Annotated in this window: 13 protein-coding genes; 6 read left to right on the forward strand and 7 right to left on the reverse strand. The window is 73.8% G+C overall.

Annotated elements, in window-relative coordinates:
• Window positions 1–73: 73 nt before the first annotated feature.
• From O2W18_RS12705 to O2W18_RS12715, 3 genes are read right to left on the reverse strand one after another with little or no spacing between them, the layout of a single operon-like run.
• Window positions 74–907: an ABC transporter ATP-binding protein gene (locus tag O2W18_RS12705; RefSeq protein ID WP_269187889.1), complete on the reverse strand. Its 834-nt coding sequence runs from the start codon at window positions 905–907 to the stop codon at window positions 74–76.
• Between the two features lie 2 nt (window positions 908–909).
• Window positions 910–2,004, reverse strand: coding sequence for a FecCD family ABC transporter permease (locus O2W18_RS12710; RefSeq protein WP_269187890.1), 1,095 nt, complete (start codon window positions 2,002–2,004; stop codon window positions 910–912).
• Window positions 2,001–3,071: a FecCD family ABC transporter permease gene (locus O2W18_RS12715; RefSeq protein ID WP_269187891.1), complete on the reverse strand. Its 1,071-nt coding sequence runs from the start codon at window positions 3,069–3,071 to the stop codon at window positions 2,001–2,003. The genes O2W18_RS12710 and O2W18_RS12715 overlap by 4 nt, the downstream gene beginning before the upstream one ends.
• Window positions 3,072–3,315: 244 nt before the next feature.
• Here O2W18_RS12715 and O2W18_RS12720 point away from each other — a divergent pair, with 244 nt between their 5' ends.
• Complete coding sequence (locus O2W18_RS12720; protein ID WP_269187892.1) at window positions 3,316–4,485, forward strand: acyl-CoA dehydrogenase family protein; 1,170 nt, start codon at window positions 3,316–3,318, stop codon at window positions 4,483–4,485.
• Between the two features lie 102 nt (window positions 4,486–4,587).
• Window positions 4,588–4,857 carry a DUF2277 domain-containing protein gene (locus O2W18_RS12725; RefSeq protein ID WP_269187893.1) on the forward strand — a complete coding sequence of 90 codons (270 nt, stop codon included), beginning with the start codon at window positions 4,588–4,590 and terminating at the stop codon, window positions 4,855–4,857.
• Between the two features lie 101 nt (window positions 4,858–4,958).
• Here the strand turns inward: O2W18_RS12725 and O2W18_RS12730 are convergent, their stop codons facing one another.
• Window positions 4,959–7,031 carry a PTS mannitol transporter subunit IICBA gene (locus O2W18_RS12730; protein ID WP_269187894.1) on the reverse strand — a complete coding sequence of 691 codons (2,073 nt, stop codon included), beginning with the start codon at window positions 7,029–7,031 and terminating at the stop codon, window positions 4,959–4,961.
• A gap of 280 nt (window positions 7,032–7,311) precedes the next feature.
• Here O2W18_RS12730 and O2W18_RS12735 point away from each other — a divergent pair, with 280 nt between their 5' ends.
• Window positions 7,312–8,370 carry a zinc-dependent dehydrogenase gene (locus O2W18_RS12735; protein WP_269187895.1) on the forward strand — a complete coding sequence of 353 codons (1,059 nt, stop codon included), beginning with the start codon at window positions 7,312–7,314 and terminating at the stop codon, window positions 8,368–8,370.
• A gap of 33 nt (window positions 8,371–8,403) precedes the next feature.
• On the opposite strand, the gene ilvA is transcribed toward O2W18_RS12735, so the two are convergent.
• A complete protein-coding gene (ilvA, locus tag O2W18_RS12740; RefSeq protein ID WP_269187896.1) occupies window positions 8,404–9,663 on the reverse strand; it encodes a threonine ammonia-lyase IlvA in 1,260 nt (419 codons plus the stop codon).
• A gap of 229 nt (window positions 9,664–9,892) precedes the next feature.
• Window positions 9,893–10,165: a DUF4190 domain-containing protein gene (locus O2W18_RS12745; RefSeq protein WP_269187897.1), complete on the reverse strand. Its 273-nt coding sequence runs from the start codon at window positions 10,163–10,165 to the stop codon at window positions 9,893–9,895.
• Window positions 10,166–10,306: 141 nt separating this feature from the next.
• On the opposite strand from O2W18_RS12745, the gene O2W18_RS12750 reads away from it, so the two are divergent.
• Complete coding sequence (locus O2W18_RS12750; RefSeq protein WP_269187898.1) at window positions 10,307–11,536, forward strand: sensor histidine kinase; 1,230 nt, start codon at window positions 10,307–10,309, stop codon at window positions 11,534–11,536.
• Window positions 11,533–12,204: a response regulator gene (locus tag O2W18_RS12755; protein ID WP_269187899.1), complete on the forward strand. Its 672-nt coding sequence runs from the start codon at window positions 11,533–11,535 to the stop codon at window positions 12,202–12,204. The genes O2W18_RS12750 and O2W18_RS12755 overlap by 4 nt, the downstream gene beginning before the upstream one ends.
• 11 nt (window positions 12,205–12,215) lie before the next feature.
• On the opposite strand, the gene O2W18_RS12760 is transcribed toward O2W18_RS12755, so the two are convergent.
• On the reverse strand, window positions 12,216–13,136 hold the full coding sequence (locus tag O2W18_RS12760; protein ID WP_269187900.1) for an SDR family NAD(P)-dependent oxidoreductase: 921 nt from the start codon (window positions 13,134–13,136) through the stop codon (window positions 12,216–12,218).
• A 134-nt stretch (window positions 13,137–13,270) separates the two neighbouring features.
• Between O2W18_RS12760 and O2W18_RS12765 the strand changes: the two genes are divergently transcribed.
• Complete coding sequence (locus O2W18_RS12765; protein WP_269187901.1) at window positions 13,271–16,645, forward strand: pyruvate carboxylase; 3,375 nt, start codon at window positions 13,271–13,273, stop codon at window positions 16,643–16,645.
• The last annotated feature ends 53 nt before the right edge of the window (window positions 16,646–16,698 follow it).

Genomic DNA, 16,698 nt, shown 5'->3' on the forward strand with positions numbered 1-16,698 from the left:
TCATTCCCGCCTGGGGCGGGGCGGGGCGGGGAGGGGAGGCGGGGAAGGGAGGGGAGGGGAGGGGAGGCGGGAGTCAGCGGAGGCGGCGGATCGGGACCACCATCGGGGTGCCGGTCACCGGGTCGGGGACCACCCGGGCCTCCAGCTCGAAGACGTCGGCCAGCAGCTGCTCGGTGAGCACCTCCTGGGGGGTGCCCGAGGCGACCAGGACGCCGTCCTTCATCGCGACCAGCCGCTCGGCGTACCGGGCGGCCAGGTTGAGGTCGTGCAGCACGACGACGACCGTCCGGCCCTTCTCTCCGTGCAGCCGGCTCACCAGCTCCAGCACGTCGACCTGGTGGGCGAGGTCGAGGTAGGTCGTCGGCTCGTCGAGCAGCAGCAGGTCGGTGCCCTGGGCCAGCGCCATGGAGATCCAGGCCCGCTGCCGCTGCCCCCCGGACAGCGCATCGACCGGGGAGTCGGCGTGGTCGGCCATGTCGGTCCAGCTCAGCGCCTCGGTGACCACGGCCTCGTCGTCGGAGGACCACTGCCGCAGCCAGCTCTGGTGCGGGTGCCGCCCCCGGGCGACCAGGTCGGCGACGGTGAGCCCCTCCGGCGCCAGCGGCGTCTGCGGCAGCAGGCCCAGCACCTTGGCGACCTCGCGGGTCGGGGTGCTGGTGATCGCCCGGCCGTCGAGCAGCACGGTGCCCGAGGTGGGGCGCAGCAGCCTCCCCAGCGCCTTCAGCAGCGTGGACTTGCCGCAGCCGTTGGGGCCGATGATCGCGGTGAACGACCCGTCGAGGAGCTGGAGGTCCAGGTCGTCGACGACCACGTTGTCGCCGTAGGCCAGCCGGACGCCCTCGGCGGCCAGCCGGACGGCCGGGGGCTGGCCGAGGCCGGCGGGGGAGTGGGTGCGGGAGTCGGTCACGGTCACAGGGTCGATCGCCGCCTTCCGCGGACGAGGAGCCAGAGCAGGTACGGGGCGCCGACGATCGCGGTGATCACGCCGACGGGGAAGGACTCGGGCAGCACGGTCCGGGCGACCAGGTCGCTGCTGACCAGCAACAGTGCGCCCAGCAGGGCGGAGGTGACCAGCGGGGGGCGTGAGCCGGCGGTCAGCCGGACGGCGATCTGCGGGACGACGAGGGCGACGAACTGGATCGGCCCGGCCGCCGAGACGGCGAAGGCGGCCAGGCAGACCGCGACCACCACGACGACGCCCTGGGCCAGCGGGACGCGCACGCCGAGCGCCCGCGCCGTCTCGTCCCCGTACTGCAGGACGCCGAGCACCCGGCTGAGTGCGAGGGCTGCCGGGAGGAGCACCAGGAGCGCCACGGCCAGGGGCAGCGCCTGATCCCAGCCACGCCCGTTCAGCGACCCGGTGATCCACACGTTGGCGGCGGCGGCGTCCCAGATGGCGCTGCGGGTGAGCAGGTAGTTGACGATCGCGTGGGCCATCGCGGACAGCGCGATGCCGATGAGGACCAGCCGGTAGCCGTCGACCCCCTGCCGCCAGGCGAGCCCGAAGACCAGGAAGGCCACCACCATGCCGCCGAGCAGGGCCGCGGCAGGGACGCCGATCCCGCCCAGCACGCCGGCGGCGGTGGTGCCGGTGCCGCCCAGCACGATCACGCTCACCGCGCCGATCGCGGCCCCGCCGGTGACGCCCAGGATGTCGGGGCTGGCGAGCGGGTTGCGGGCGAAGGTCTGGATGAGCGCGCCGGACAGGCCGAGGGCCACCCCGACGAGCACGGCCACCGCGATCCGGGGCGCGCGCAGCTCCAGCACGATCAGCCGCTGGGTCTCGTCGCCCAGCCCGACCAGGGTGCCGAGCACGTCGGGCACGCCGATCGGGTAGTCGCCGCGACCGAGGCTGACCGCGGCGGCCAGCACCAGGACCAGGAAGACCGCGATCGGCACCAGCACGTCGCGCACCCGATAGGTGGTGGAGACGCGACCGACCCGCAACGGCCGGCGGGGCCGGGGCCGGGGAGGGGTGGCCCGGGCGGGCGCCGTGGTGCTCACAGCTGCACCAGCCGGCGGCGGCGGATCAGCGCGATGAAGAACGGCGCGCCGACGACGGCCAGCACGATGCCGACCTGCAGCTCACCCGGCCGGGCCAGGACCCGGCCCAGCACGTCGGCCAGCAGCAGGAACACCACGCCGAGCAGCGCGGAGTACGGGACCAGCCAGCGGTGGTCGGGGCCGGTGATAGCCCGGGCGACGTGCGGCACCACCAGCCCGACGAAGGCGATCGGGCCGCAGGCGGCGGTGGCGGCCCCGGTGAGCAGGGTGATCGCGCCCAGCCCGACCACGCGGGCCAGCCAGATCCGCTGGCCCAGGCCCCGGGCGACGTCCTCCCCGAGGCCCAGCAGGTTCAGCGCCGGGGCGTTGACCATGGCGAGCACCAGGCCCACCACGATGAAGGGGGCGACCTGGGTGAGGACCTCGGCGTCCCGCCCGGCCAGCGCCCCCACCACCCAGAAGCGGTAGGCGTCCAGCGCGGTCGTCTCGCGGATCGTGACCGCCTGCACCAGGGCGTAGAGCAGGTAGCTGAGGGCCGCCCCCGCGAGCGCCAGACTCACCGGGCTGGGCGCCCCCCGGCCCGCGGAGCCGATCAGGAAGACCGCGACGCTGCCCAGCAGTGCGCCGGCGAAGGCGAACCAGACGTACCCGCCGGCGGTGGTGATGCCGAGCAGCCAGATCGAGAGGACGACGGCGAACGACGCGCCCGCGGTGACGCCGAGCAGGCCGGGATCGCCCAGCGGGTTGCGGGTGTGGCCCTGCATCAGCGCACCGGAGACGGCGAGTGCCGAGCCGGCCAGGACGCCCAGCAGGGTCCGGGGCACCCGCAGTTCGCGGATGATGACCGTCTCGTCCCCGGGGGTGCTCGGGTCGATCAGGGCCTGCCACACGGTGCCGAGGCCGATCGGCCTCGTCCCGACGGCGATGCTGAGCACGCAGACCGCCACGACGACGGCCAGCAGCAGCCACAGCCCCAGCACCCGCGGGGCCACGCCGCGCAGCAGGCCCTGGCGCGGTTGCTGGGGGCTCACCTCCGGAGCGGGCCGGGTGGCCGTGCGGTGCACCACGAGCGGCTCCTGGGGACGGCGGTGGGCCGGGTCCCCCGGCCGGCAGGTGAGGCTCACCTTACCCAGCTTTCCGACCCGCCCCCCTTCCCGAGGCAGAAATGGCCATGTCTGCCCCCGGGCGGTCAGCGGCGGCGTCGCTCGCGGCCAGCCGTACGGGACGTACGGGCGGGGGTACTGCGTACCGTTCAGGAGTACCGCAACCCCGGTCGGGACGGCGCCGTCCCGACCCTCCTGGAGGTGCCCCGTGCCCGTCCGTCGTCTGGTCCCCACGCAGGAGGCCGCCGACCTGCTCGACCTCACCCGGCAGCTGGCCCGGGACGAGCTCGCACCCCGGGCCGCCGCGGCGGAGGCGGCCGAGGAGTTCCCCCGCGACGTGTTCCGCACCCTGGGCCGGGCCGGGCTGCTGGGCCTGCCCTACGCCGAGGAGCTGGGCGGCGGTGGGCAGCCCTACGAGGTGTACCTGCAGGTGCTCGAGGAGATCGCGGCCGCCTGGGCCAGCGTCGGCGTCGGGGTGAGCGTGCACGGGCTGTCCTGCTTCGGGCTGGCCACCCGGGGCACGCCCGCGCAGCAGGAGCGGCTGCCGGAGATGCTCGGCGGCGAGCTGCTGGGTGCCTACTGCCTCTCCGAGCCGCACGCCGGCTCCGACCCGGCGGCGATGCGCACCCGGGCCGTGCGGGACGGCGACGCGTACGTGATCACCGGGGAGAAGGCCTGGACCACCCACGGCGGGCACGCGGACTTCTACAAGGTCATGGCCCGCACCTCCGACGACGGCGCGCGCGGCATCTCCTGCTTCCTCGTGCCCGCCGACAGCGAGGGGCTGTCCGCCGACACCGCCGAGCGCAAGATGGGGCTGACCGGCTCGACCACCGCGACCATGCGGTTCGACGGCGTGCGGATCGACGCCGACCGGCGGCTGGGCGAGGAGGGCGAGGGGCTCTCGATCGCCCTCGCCGGGCTGGACGCCGGCCGGCTGGGGATCGCCGCCGTCGCCACCGGCCTGGCCCAGGGCGCGCTGGACGACGCCGTCGCCTACGCCCAGGAACGCGAGACCTTCGGCAAGCCGATCATCGAGCACCAGGGGCTGGGCTTCCTGCTCGCCGACATGGCCGCCGCCGTCGAGACCGCCCGGGCGACCTACCTGTCCGCGGCGCGGCTGCGCGACGCCGGTCAGCCCTACGGCCAGCAGGCCTCGATCGCCAAGCTGGTGGCCACCGACAACGCGATGAAGGTGACCACCGACGCCGTCCAGGTGCTCGGCGGGTACGGCTACACCCGCGACTTCCCCGTCGAGAGGTACATGCGCGAGGCCAAGGTCATGCAGATCTTCGAGGGCACCAACCAGATCCAGCGCCTGGTGATCAGCCGCGCCCTGGCCCGCGGCGGCGCTCCCACCACCACCGTCGTCCCCTGACCCGGCCGGGCGGCGGAGAGGCCAGAGTCGCGACTCTGGCCCCTGACCCAGCCACCGAAATGGCCATTCTGGTGGTCGCGGGGCGGGCCTACGCTGCCGGGCATGTGTCGGAACATCCACGTCCTGCACAACCTGGAGCCCGCCACCACCTCCGACGAGGTGCGGGCGGCGGCGCTGCAGTACGTGCGCAAGGTGAGCGGGTCGACCAAGCCGTCGCAGGCCAACCAGGCGGCGTTCGACCGGGCGGTCGAGGAGATCGCGCACGCCACGGAGCACCTGCTCGCCGACCTGGTCACCACCGCACCGCCCAAGGACCGCGAGGTGCTCGCGGCTCAGGCCCGTGCCCGCGCCGCCGTCCGCTACTCCGGCTGAGACGGACGACCACTCCCGCTGACGCACGACGGCCCCCGCTGACGCACGACGGCCCCGGCCGACCCGGGTGGGTCGGCCGGGGCCGTCGTGGACGTGCGGGCCTACGCGGGCTGCAGCGAACCCAGCACGGCCAGGACGTCGGCCGGGCTCTGCGCCGCCTCGAGGCGAGCGACCTGCGCGGGGTCGACGAAGACCTCCGCGATCCGGCCGAGCAGCTTCAGGTGGTCGTCCCCGGCGCCGGCGATGCCGATGACGAAGGAGGCCTCCTTGCCGTTCCAGTCGATGGCGTCGGCGTAGCGGACGAAGGAGATCGCGGTCCGCCGGATGGCGGGCTTGGCCTCGTTCGTGCCGTGCGGCAGCGCCAGCCGGTTGCCCATGTAGGTCGACACCGAGGTCTCCCGGTCGTGCATGGCCTGCACGTAGGAGGGGTCGACGGCGCCGGCGGCGACCAGCAGCTCGCCGGCCTCGGTGATCGCCTCGTCGCGGGTGGTGGCCGAGCCGTCCAGGACGATGCTCTCGAGGGCGAGCACGTCGGTGCCGTCGTCGCCGTCCTCGGCCAGCCGGGAGAGGCCGCCGGCCGCGGCGGGGGCGGTGGCCTCGCGCCCGGGGACGGCGGCACCGTCGGGTGCGGCGGCCGCGGTGGCCTCCTCGGCCGAGGGCGCGGCGTTGGTCCGCTTCAGCATCTCGACGATCTCGTCGTAGCGCGGGCTGGACATGAAGTCCGACACCGACACGTGCACCGCCGACCCGGTCTTCTTCTCGGCCCGGTCCGTCAGGTCCTCGTGGGTGACGACGAGGTCGTAGTCGTCGGTCAGGTTGGAGATGGCCTTGTTCACCACGGTCACGTCGTCGAAGCCGGCGCCGTGCACCTTCTTGCGGAGCACCGAGGCGCCCATGGCGGAGGAGCCCATGCCCGCGTCGCAGGCGAACACGATGGAGCGGATCGGGCCCTCGCTGCGGCCGGTGCGCGCACCGGTCAGCGCCGAGGAGACCGACGACTTCTTGCCCTTGTTCGCCTCCATCGCTGCGGTGGCCGCGGTCAGGTCGCCGTCGTCGTCCTTGTCCAGCTTCAGCAGGAACGCGGCGACGACGAACGTGACGCCGGCGGCGATCAGCACGGAGGCGGTGACGCCGAGCAGGCTGCTGGGCGGGGAGGCCGCCCAGACGGCGATGATCGAGCCGGGGGACGCCGGCGAGCGCAGCCCCGAGCCGAAGAGCACGTTCGTGGCCACGCCGGCCATGCCGCCGAGGATCACCGCGACGATCAGCTTCGGCTTGGCCAGCACGTAGGGGAAGTAGATCTCGTGGATGCCGCCGACGAACTGGATGAGGATCGCACCAGGGGCCGAGGCCTTGGCGACGCCGCGGCCGAACAGGGCGAAGGCGAGCAGCAGGCCCAGGCCCGGGCCGGGGTTGGCCTCGAGCAGGAACAGGATGGACTGGCCGACCCCAGCCGCCTCGGTGGTGCCCAGCGGGGTCAGGATGCCCTGGTTGATGGCGTTGTTCAGGAACAGGACCTTGGCCGGCTCGATGAAGATCGAGGTCAGCGGCAGCAGGCCGTTCTCCACCAGGACGTCGACCACGTTGGAGGCCAGGTCGCTGAAGGCCTGCACGAACGGGCCGGCGATCACGAAGCCGACGACCGCCAGGAACCCGCCCCAGATGCCCGCGGAGAAGTTGTTGACCAGCATCTCGAAGCCGGGGCGGATCTTGTGCGCCCACAACGCGTCGAGCTTCTTCATCGACCAGCCGGCGAGCGGGCCCATCACCATGGCGCCCAGGAACATCGGCACGTCGGCGCCGGTGATGGCGCCGATGGTGGCGATGGCGCCGACGACGCCGCCGCGCAGGTTGTCGTCGTACATCATCCGGCCGCCGGTGTAGCCGATGAGCAGCGGCAGGAGGTACGTGATCATCGGGCCGACGATCCCGGTGCCCTCGGCCCCGGAGCCCCAGGCGCCGAGGTCCTCGACGAAGCCGTAGCTGCCGGTGTACCCCACGGCGTCGCCGATCAGGGTGATCCAGCCGGTCTCGATGAACAGGGCGGTGATCAGGCCCCAGGCGATGAACGCGCCGATGTTGGGCAGCACCATGTTCGACAGGAAGGTGCCGAACCGCTGGACGTGCAGCCGCATCCCTCCCGAGCGCGCGGCTGGATGAGTGGTCGTGGCCATGAGGGGCCCTCCTGAGCTGGATCGGCAACCGCGATCGACAGGGGTCGTTCGGGCGTCTGACTGAGCGGTCGATCGTGTGACGGCGATCACCCGGATCTGTGTATGTCTGTGTATCAAGCCTTCAAGCTGGGGTCAAGGCCGAACAAACCCACATGATCGCAGAGAGACCCACCCAACCGGGTGTCCGGCCGCCGTCCTACAGTGATCGGCGACACCCAGTCAGTGGCCAGCCCCGCGGCGCCGGACGGCGTCACCGTCGACACAGCACTCGGAGGACGACATGAAGGCCCTGCGGTTCTACGCCCCTGAGGACGTGCGGCTCGAGGACGTCCCCGAGCCCGAGTGCGGCCCGGACGAGATCAAGCTCAAGGTCAAGAACTGCTCGACCTGCGGCACCGACGTCAAGATCTTCCACAACGGCCACCAGAACCTCTCGCCGCCGCGCACCATCGGGCACGAGATCGCCGGCGAGGTCGTCGAGGTCGGCGCGAACGTCAACACGACGTACGGCAGCTCGTGGGCGCCGGGTGACCGGGCGCAGGTGATCGCCGCGGTGCCGTGTGGGGAGTGCCACGAGTGCCGCAAGGGCTGGATGGCGGTGTGCCAGAACCAGACCTCGGTGGGCTACCAGTACGACGGCGGGTTCGCCGAGTACATGATCGTCCCGCAGCAGGTGCTCAAGGTGGACGGCCTCAACCGGATCCCGGACAACGTCGGCTACGACGAGGCCTCGGCCGCCGAGCCGTTCGCCTGCGCCATCAACGCCCAGGAGCTCCTCGGGATCGAGGAGGGCGACACCCTCGTCGTCTTCGGCGCCGGGCCGATCGGCTGCATGCACATCCGCATCGCCCGCGGGGTCCACAAGGTCGGCACGGTCATCCTGGTCGACGTCAACGCCGAGCGGCTGGAGATGTCGGCCAAGGCCGTCCAGCCCGACGAGGTCATCAACGGCGCGGAGACCGACGTGGTCGCCCGGGTCCTGGAGCTGACCGGCGGCCGGGGCGCCGACGTCATCATCACCGCGACCGCGGCGAACGTCACCCAGGAGCAGGCCATCGCGATGGCCGCCCGCAACGGCCGGATCTCCTTCTTCGGCGGTCTGCCCAAGACGAACCCGACGATCACCTGCGACTCCAACGTCGTGCACTACCGGCAGCTGCATATCCACGGCGCGAACGGGTCCGCGCCGGAGCACAACAAGCGGGCGCTGGAGTACATCTCCACCGGCCAGGTGCCGGTCAAGGACCTGATCACCGAGCACCTGCCGCTGGACCGCGTCCTCGACGCCTTCTCCATCGTGCAGAAGGGCGAGGCGATCAAGGTCACCGTCGAACCCTGACCTGTCGGCGCGGCCTCCCGCCGGGGGGCCGCGCTAGACCAGGAAGCGGTAGGCGGTCGTGCCCGGCGCGAGGAGCTGGATCTTGAGCGGGCCCGCCTCGATCCGGGCCAGCAGCGGCGCCAGGCCGTCGACGCTGCCCAGCTCGATGCCGGTCAGCGCCGCCCCGGTCTCCCGGTTGTCCCGCTTGACGTACTCGAACAGCACGATGTCGTCGTCCGGGCCGAGCACCTCGTCGAGGAACCGGCGCAGCGCCCCGGGCTCCTGCGGGAACTCGACCAGGAAGTAGTGCTTGAGGCCCTGGTGCACCAGTGAGCGCTCGACCACCTCGGCGTACCGGCTGACGTCGTTGTTGCCGCCCGACAGCAGTGTGACGACGGTCTGGCCGGGCTCGACGAGGACCGAGCCGCCGGTGAGCGCTGCGCTGGCCAGGGCGCCGGCGGGCTCCGCGATCACCCCGTCGACCTGGTACAGGTCGAGCATCTCGGTGCAGACCTGTCCCTCGGGGACGGTCACCAGCTCCGCGCCCGAGTCGCGCACCAGCGGGAAGGTCACGTCGCCGGCCCGGCGCACCGACGCGCCGTCGACGAACGTGTCGATCTCGGCCAGCTCCACCGGCCGTCCCGCGGCCAGCGCCGCCGCCATGTTCGCCGCACCCGACGGCTCCACCCCCACCAGCCGGACGCCGGGGACGTGCTCGCGCAGCCAGGTGCCGCAGCCGGCCAGCAGCCCGCCCCCACCGACCGGCAGGACGACGACGTCCGGCGGGGTGTCCAGCTGGCTGAGCAGCTCCATCGCCACGGTGGCCTGACCGGCGACCGTGGACAGCGCGTCGAAGGCGGGCACCAGCGTCGCCCCGGTCATCGTGGCGTGCTCGGCGGCGGCGGCGGCCGCGTCGTCGTAGGTGTCGCCGTGCACGACGAGCTCGACCATGTCCCCGCCGAGCGCGGCGATCCGCTGCCGCTTCTGCCGCGGCGTCGTCCCGGGCACGACGACCCGGCCCCGGACGCCGAGCACCCGGCAGGCGTAGGCGACCCCCTGGCCGTGGTTGCCGGCGCTGGCGGTCACCGCACCGGCCGCCCGACCGGCGGCGTCCAGCTGGCTGATCGTGTTGTACGCGCCGCGAACCTTGTACGACCGGCCGACCTGCAGGTCCTCGCGCTTGACCCAGACGGCGGCGCCGGTCAGCTCCGACAGTCGGGCGTTGCGCTGCAGCGGCGTCCGTTCGGCGACGCCGGCCAGCCGGGCGGCGGCGGCGGTGACCTCGGCGGAGAAGGAGGTGCGGAGGGCGGTCACCGGCCCATCCTCCCCGACGCCCCGCGGGCGCCGAGTGGTCAGTGGTGGTCGCCCGCCTCCGCGCGTCGGCGCGTGTCGACGACCACGACTGCGCACTGGCGGGCAGTCCGCTGGCCGGGCGGGCGACGGAGGGGTGGGCGGCGGCGGGGCTGGTGCCTCCGCTGCCGGGCCTCCTCGGCGAGCTGGCGCGCGGCCAGGACGCTGGCCGGCTCCTCGCCGTCCCAGGCCATCAGGAGCCGGCGCCGAAGGCGGCCCACAGGACGAGCCCGACGACCCCGGCCAGCTGCAGCAGTGACACGGTCATCCCGGCGAGGGCGAGCCCGCGGCCGCGGGTGCCGTCCCGGCGGGTGTTGCGCAGGCCCAGGGCGCTGAAGACGATCCCCAGCGGAAAGAGGACGAAGGCGAAGACCAGGCCGAGGACAGCCATGGCATCGGTGCCCACGGCCCGGACGGGCCAGTTCTCCGGGTCGAGATGGACGGTGGACGTCTCCGTGTCGTTCATGGCACGAGCCTGTCCGGCACCGGGGGGTGCGGACATCGGCCGGAGGTGGTCGGCCCATGCTACGAAAGTCGCAGGTCATCGACCCGGTCGTCAGCCCGTCGGGGGACGGCGCGGGGTCGGATGATCTCTACGCTCACCCCCGTGGAGACGGGTCGCGGGGCGATGATCGACGAGTCCGGTGCCCGACGATGGCCCTGGGCGCGGCTGCGTGACCTGGCCTTCGTGGCGCTCGGTGTGCTGGGGGCGGCCTCCCTCGTCGTCGGTGAGGGCCCGGTGGCCGACCTCGCTCCCCGGACGTGGCTGCAGGCCCTGGGGACGCTGCTGCTGGCCGTCGCCCTCTGGTGGCGCCGGCGGTACCCGGTGCACGTGGCGCTGCTGGGCTGCGTCGTCGGGGCTGCCGGGGGCTCGTGGCTGCCGGTGTGGCTGGCCCTGCTGACCGTGGCCATCCGGCGCCGCGACCGGTGGCTGGTGCTGGTGCTGTGCGCGGCGGTGACGGCGCTGGTGGTGAGCGCTGCGACCGAGGCGGGGCTCGACCCGGTCGTCCTGCTCGACCCGCTCTCGGCAGCGATCCTGGCCGCCTACGGGCTGGCCGCGGTCGTCTTCCCGGTGCTGCTGGGCGCCTACCTCGGGGCCCGCCGCGATCTCGTGCGGTCGCTGCAGGAGCGGGTCGTCCAGACCAGGGCCGAGCAGCGGTTGCGGGTCGAGCAGACCCGGCAGGCCGAACGCACCCGCATCGCCCGGGAGATGCACGACGTGCTGGCGCACCGGATGTCCCTGGTGGCGCTGCACGCCGGCGGCCTGGAGGTCAACCCGACGGCCGGTCCGGCGGAGGTCGAGCAGTCCGCCGCCCTGATCCGCACCACCGCCCGGCAGGCGCTGGAGGAGCTCCGCACCGTCCTGGGGGTGCTGCGGGCGGACACCGGCTCCGCCCCCCAGGCCGACGCCGAGCTGCTGCCGCAGCCCACCCTCGCCGACGTCGACCGACTGGTCCGGGCGAGCTCGGCGGCGGGTGTCGCCGTGCACCTGCACCTCGACCTGCCCGAGGGGCAGACCCCGCCCCCGATCGTGGGCCGCACCGCGCACCGGGTCGTGCGGGAGGCCCTCACGAACGTGCACAAGCACGCCGCCGGCGGCACGGCCACCGTGCTGCTGGCCGGGGAGCCCGGCAGCGGCCTGCAGGTCCGGGTGCACAACAGCGCCCCGACCACGGCGGCGGCACCCCTGGTGCCCGGGGCCGGCCTCGGGCTCCTGGGGCTGCGGGAACGGGTGGAGCTGGTGGGTGGCCGGCTGAGCACGGGGGCACAGCCCGACGGCTTCCTGGTCCACGCCGACCTGCCCTGGCCCGACGGCGGGGACGGGGAGCTCGCGTGAACGGATCGGGAGCCGAGTCCGTGCGCCTGTTGCTGGTCGACGACGACGCGCTGGTGCGGGCGGGGCTGCGCGCCGTGCTGGCCAGCGCCCCGGACCTGCGCGTGGTCGGTGAGGCCGGGGACGGCGCGGAGGCGCTCGACGCCGCGCTCCGGTTCCGGCCGGACGTCGTCCTGATGGACGTGCGGATGCCGCGGATGGACGGGCTGGCCGCCACGTCCGCCCTCACCGCCCGCCCCGACGCACCCCGGGTGCTGGTGCTGACCACCTTCGACCTGGACGAGCACGTCTTCGGTGCGCTGCAGGCCGGCGCCAGCGGCTTCCTGCTCAAGGACACCCCGCCGCGGGAGCTGGTGCAGGCGGTCCGGGTGGTCGCCGCGGGTGAGGCCATGCTGTCCCCGACCGCCACCCGGCGGCTGATCACCCGCTACACCGACACCGGCGCCGACGCCCGCCGGCAGGAGGCGCGGGGACGGATCGAGACCCTCACCGAGCGGGAGCGCGAGGTGCTGCTGGCCGTGGGGCGGGGCCTGTCCAACGCCGACATCGGCCGGGAGCTGTTCCTCAGCGAGGCCACGGTGAAGTCGCACGTCTCCCGGGTCTTCACCAAGCTGGGCACGGCCAACCGCGTCCAGGTGGCCATCCTGGCCCACGTCGCCGGGCTCCTCTGACCGACGGTCGGTCAGATGCCCCAGAAGCGGCCCCGGGTCGACTCCTTCTCCGACACCGGCTCGAACACGTTGCCGGTGGTCGGCCCCACCTGGTCACGCGCCATGCCGAAGACCTTGAGCAGCGGGCCGACGAGCGCGTCGTACACCGGCGGGAACAGCCGGAACCCGGCGATGATCACCGGGTTGGTGAAGCCGGACTGCTTGAGCCGGCGCGGGTGCGCCACCCGGGCCAGGACCGCCCGGGCGACCCGCTCGGGGGTGTAGACCGGCGGCGGCGGGTGCCCGGTGTTGCCGAGCACGGTCGCGGCCTGGCCGTAGATCGGCGTCGTCGTCCCGCCCGGGGCGACCGCGGAGACGTGCACGTCGGGCAGCTCGCGCAGCTCCTGCTGCAGGGTGCGGATCAGCCCGAGCTGGCCCCACTTGGCGGCCACGTAGGCGCCCATCGTCGGCGCGGTGATCGAGGCCAGCAGCGAGCTGACGACGACGACGTGCCCGCGCCGCTGGGCCCGCAGCACCGGCAGCGCCGCCTGGAAGACGTGGAACGTGCCCTGGACCGCGGTGTCGACGACCCGCTGGAAGACAGCGGCGTCCATGTCCTCGATGCGGCCGTAGGCCATCACGGTGGCCGAGTGGACGACGACGTCCAGCCGGCCGAAGGTGCCGGTCGCGCGGTCGACGGCGGACTGCACGGCCGCGGCGTCCAGGACGTCGGCCGGTACGCACTCGACGGCCGCGGCACCGGCGGCGCGGCAGTCGGCGGCGGCGTCGGCGAGCGCGGTGGCGCTGCGGGACACCAGCACGAGGGAGGCGCCGCGCCGGGCGAACCCGATCGCGCTGGCCCGGCCGATGCCGCTGGAGGCGCCGGTGACGAGCACGACCTCCTTCGGTGCGCGGGCGGAGGGGACGTCGTCAGCCGTGGTCTGGGCAGTCACGGCCGGGGAGTACCCGGTGCAGCGGCCGGCACGCACGTTGTGCACAACGGGAACACCGGGCAGTCGGGTGCGCCGCTAGCGTCGGCCCTCCGAGGGCGTTGCGTGCCGGCGCTCCCCGACAGAGAGGGGCACCCGTGTTCGAGAAGGTCCTGGTCGCCAACCGCGGCGAGATCGCCGTCCGCGCCTTCCGCGCCGCCTACGAGCTGGGTGCCGGGACGGTCGCCGTCTTCCCGCACGAGGACCGCAACTCCGTCCACCGGCTCAAGGCCGACGAGAGCTACGAGATCGGCGAGCCGGGCCACCCGGTGCGGGCCTACCTGGACGTCGCCGAGATCGTCCGGGCCGCCCAGCGCGCCGGCGCCGACGCGGTGTACCCCGGCTACGGGTTCCTGTCGGAGAACCCCGACCTGGCCGAGGCCTGCGCGCGGGCCGGGATCACCTTCGTCGGCCCGTCGGCGGCGGTGCTCGAGCTCACCGGGGACAAGTCCCGGGCGATCGCCGCGGCCCGCGAGGCCGGCCTGCCGGTGCTGCAGGGCACCGAGCCCAGCGACGACGTCGACACCCTGCTGGCCGCCGCCGACGCGATCGAGGGCCCGGTCTTCGTCAAGGCGGTGGCCGGGGGTGGCGGGCGCGGCATGCGCCGGGTCGAGCAGCGCGACCAGCTGCGCAGCGCGATCGAGGCGGCGATGCGGGAGGCGGAGTCGGCGTTCGGGGACGCGACGGTCTTCCTCGAGCAGGCGGTCATCGACCCGCGGCACATCGAGGTGCAGATCCTGGCCGACGGGCAGGGGAACGTCATCCACCTCTACGAGCGCGACTGCTCGGTGCAGCGCCGGCACCAGAAGGTCATCGAGATCGCCCCGGCGCCGAACCTGGACCCGGCCCTGCGCGAGCGGATCTGCGCCGACGCGGTCGCCTTCGCCCGGCAGATCGGCTACAGCTGCGCGGGCACCGTGGAGTTCCTGGTCGACCGCGAGGGCCGGCACGTCTTCATCGAGATGAACCCGCGGATCCAGGTGGAGCACACGGTGACCGAGGAGGTCACCGACGTCGACCTGGTGGGCAGCCAGCTGCGGATCGCGGCGGGGGAGACGCTGGCCGACCTGGGGCTGACCCAGGAGTCGATCGTGCTCCGCGGGGCGGCGCTGCAGACCCGGATCACCACCGAGGACCCGGCCAACGGCTTCCGCCCGGACACCGGCCGGATCACCGCCTACCGCTCGCCCGGCGGCGCCGGGGTGCGGCTGGACGGCGCCGCCACCCTGGGTGCCGAGGTGGGCGCGCACTTCGACTCGATGCTGGTCAAGCTCACCTGCCGCGGCCGCACCTGGGACATCGCGGTGGCCCGGGCGCGCCGCGCGGTGGCCGAGTTCCGCATCCGCGGGGTGTCGACGAACATCCCGTTCCTGCAGGCGGTGCTGGACGACCCGGACTTCCAGGCCGGCCGGGTGACGACGTCGTTCATCGAGGAGCGGCCCGAGCTGCTCACCGCCCGCTCCTCGGCCGACCGCGGCACCAAGATGCTCACCTACCTGGCCGACGTCACGGTCAACGCCCCGCACGGTGAGCGCCCGCACCTGATCGACCCGGTGGAGAAGCTCCCCCGGCTGGACCTGGCGCTGCACCCGCTGGACGGCTCCCGGGACCGGCTGCGCGAGCTCGGGCCGGAGCGGTTCGCCGCCGACCTGCGCGCGCAGAAGGCCCTCGCGGTCACCGACACCACGTTCCGGGACGCGCACCAGTCGCTGCTGGCCACCCGGGTGCGCACCAAGGACCTGCTGGCCGTGGCCGGGCACGTGGCGCGGGCGACCCCGCAGCTGCTGTCGATCGAGGCGTGGGGCGGGGCCACCTACGACGTCGCGCTGCGGTTCCTGCACGAGGACCCGTGGGAGCGGCTGGCCGCGTTGCGCGAGGCAGTGCCCAACATCTGCCTGCAGATGCTGCTGCGCGGCCGCAACACCGTCGGCTACACCCCCTACCCGGAGCAGGTGACGACGGCGTTCGTCGCCGAGGCGGCACACACCGGCATCGACGTCTTCCGGGTGTTCGACGCGCTCAACGACGTCGACCAGATGCGCCCGGCGATCGACGCCGTCCGGGAGACCGGGACGGCGGTCGCCGAGGTCGCGCTCTGCTACACCGCCGACCTCTCCGACCCGGCCGAGCAGCTCTACGACCTCGACTACTACCTCCGGCTGGCGGAGCAGATCGTCGACGCCGGGGCGCACGTGCTGGCGATCAAGGACATGGCCGGGCTCCTCCGCCCGCCGGCGGCGGCCACCCTGGTCACCGCGCTGCGCGAGCGGTTCGACCTGCCGGTGCACCTGCACACCCACGACACCCCCGGCGGGCAGCTGGCGACGCTGATGGCGGCCTGGCAGGCCGGGGTCGACGCCGTGGACGGCGCCAGCGCGGCCCTGGCCGGGACGACGTCCCAGCCGGCGCTGAGCAGCATCGTCGCCGCCACCGACCACACCGAGCGGGCCACCGGCCTGGACCTGGCGCGAGTCAACGACCTGGAGCCCTACTGGGAGTCCGTCCGCCGGGTCTACGCGCCCTTCGAGTCCGGGCTGCCGGCCCCGACCGGGCGGGTCTACACCCACGAGATCCCCGGCGGGCAGCTGTCCAACCTGCGCCAGCAGGCGATCGCCCTCGGGCTGGGGCAGCGGTTCGAGGAGGTCGAGGCGATGTACGCCGCGGCCGACCGGCTGCTCGGCCGGCTGGTCAAGGTCACGCCGTCGTCGAAGGTGGTCGGTGACCTGGCGCTGCAGCTGGTGGGTGCCGGGGTGGCGGTGGAGGACTTCGCCGCCGACCCCGGGACGCACGACCTCCCCGACTCGGTGGTCGGGTTCCTCCGCGGCGAGCTGGGTGACCCGCCCGGCGGCTGGCCGGAGCCGTTCCGGTCCCGCGCCCTGGAGGGACGGCGCCCGGCAGAGCCGCCGGCAGAGCTGTCGGAGGAGGACCTGGCCGGCCTGGCGAAGGAACCGCGGCCCACGCTGAACCGGCTGCTGTTCCCCGGCCCGACCATGGAGTTCCAGGCGCACCGGGAGGCCTACGGCGACACCTCGGTGCTGCCCAGCAAGGAGTTCCTCTACGGGCTGCGGCAGGGCGTGGAGCACTCGGTCGACCTGGAGCCCGGGGTGCGGCTGCTCATCGCCATCGAGGCGATCTCCGACGCCGACGAGCGGGGGATGCGCACGGTGATGTGCACGCTCAACGGCCAGCTCCGGCCGGTGTCGGTGCGGGACCGGTCCGTCACCTCCGACGTCCAGCCCACCGAGAAGGCCGACCGCAGCGACCCGGGGCAAGTGGCGGCGCCGTTCGCCGGGGTGGTCAGCCTGTCCGTCGCCGAGGGCGACACGGTGGAGGCGGGCGCGCAGCTGGCCACCATCGAGGCGATGAAGATGGAGGCCGCGATCACCGCCCCCCGCGCCGGCACGGTCTCCCGAGTGGCGATCAGCGCCGTCCAGCAGGTCGAGGGCGGCGACCTGCTCGTCGTCCTGGGTTAGGCCCTGGCCGCCTCCCCACCCAGCGCTCGCCGACGATCATGGGCTGGCGGTGA

The organism is Modestobacter sp. VKM Ac-2983 (assembly GCF_026967885.1).
Taxonomy (GTDB): Bacteria; Actinomycetota; Actinomycetes; order Mycobacteriales; family Geodermatophilaceae; genus Modestobacter.

Coding starts and splice junctions, on each gene's coding strand:
- O2W18_RS12725 (WP_269187893.1), top strand. CDS start 4,588: ATGTGTCGGAACATCCACGTCCTGCACAACCTGGAGCCCGCCACCACC.
- O2W18_RS12730 (WP_269187894.1), bottom strand. CDS start 7,031: ATGGCCACGACCACTCATCCAGCCGCGCGCTCGGGAGGGATGCGGCTG.
- O2W18_RS12735 (WP_269187895.1), top strand. CDS start 7,312: ATGAAGGCCCTGCGGTTCTACGCCCCTGAGGACGTGCGGCTCGAGGAC.
- O2W18_RS12745 (WP_269187897.1), bottom strand. CDS start 10,165: ATGAACGACACGGAGACGTCCACCGTCCATCTCGACCCGGAGAACTGG.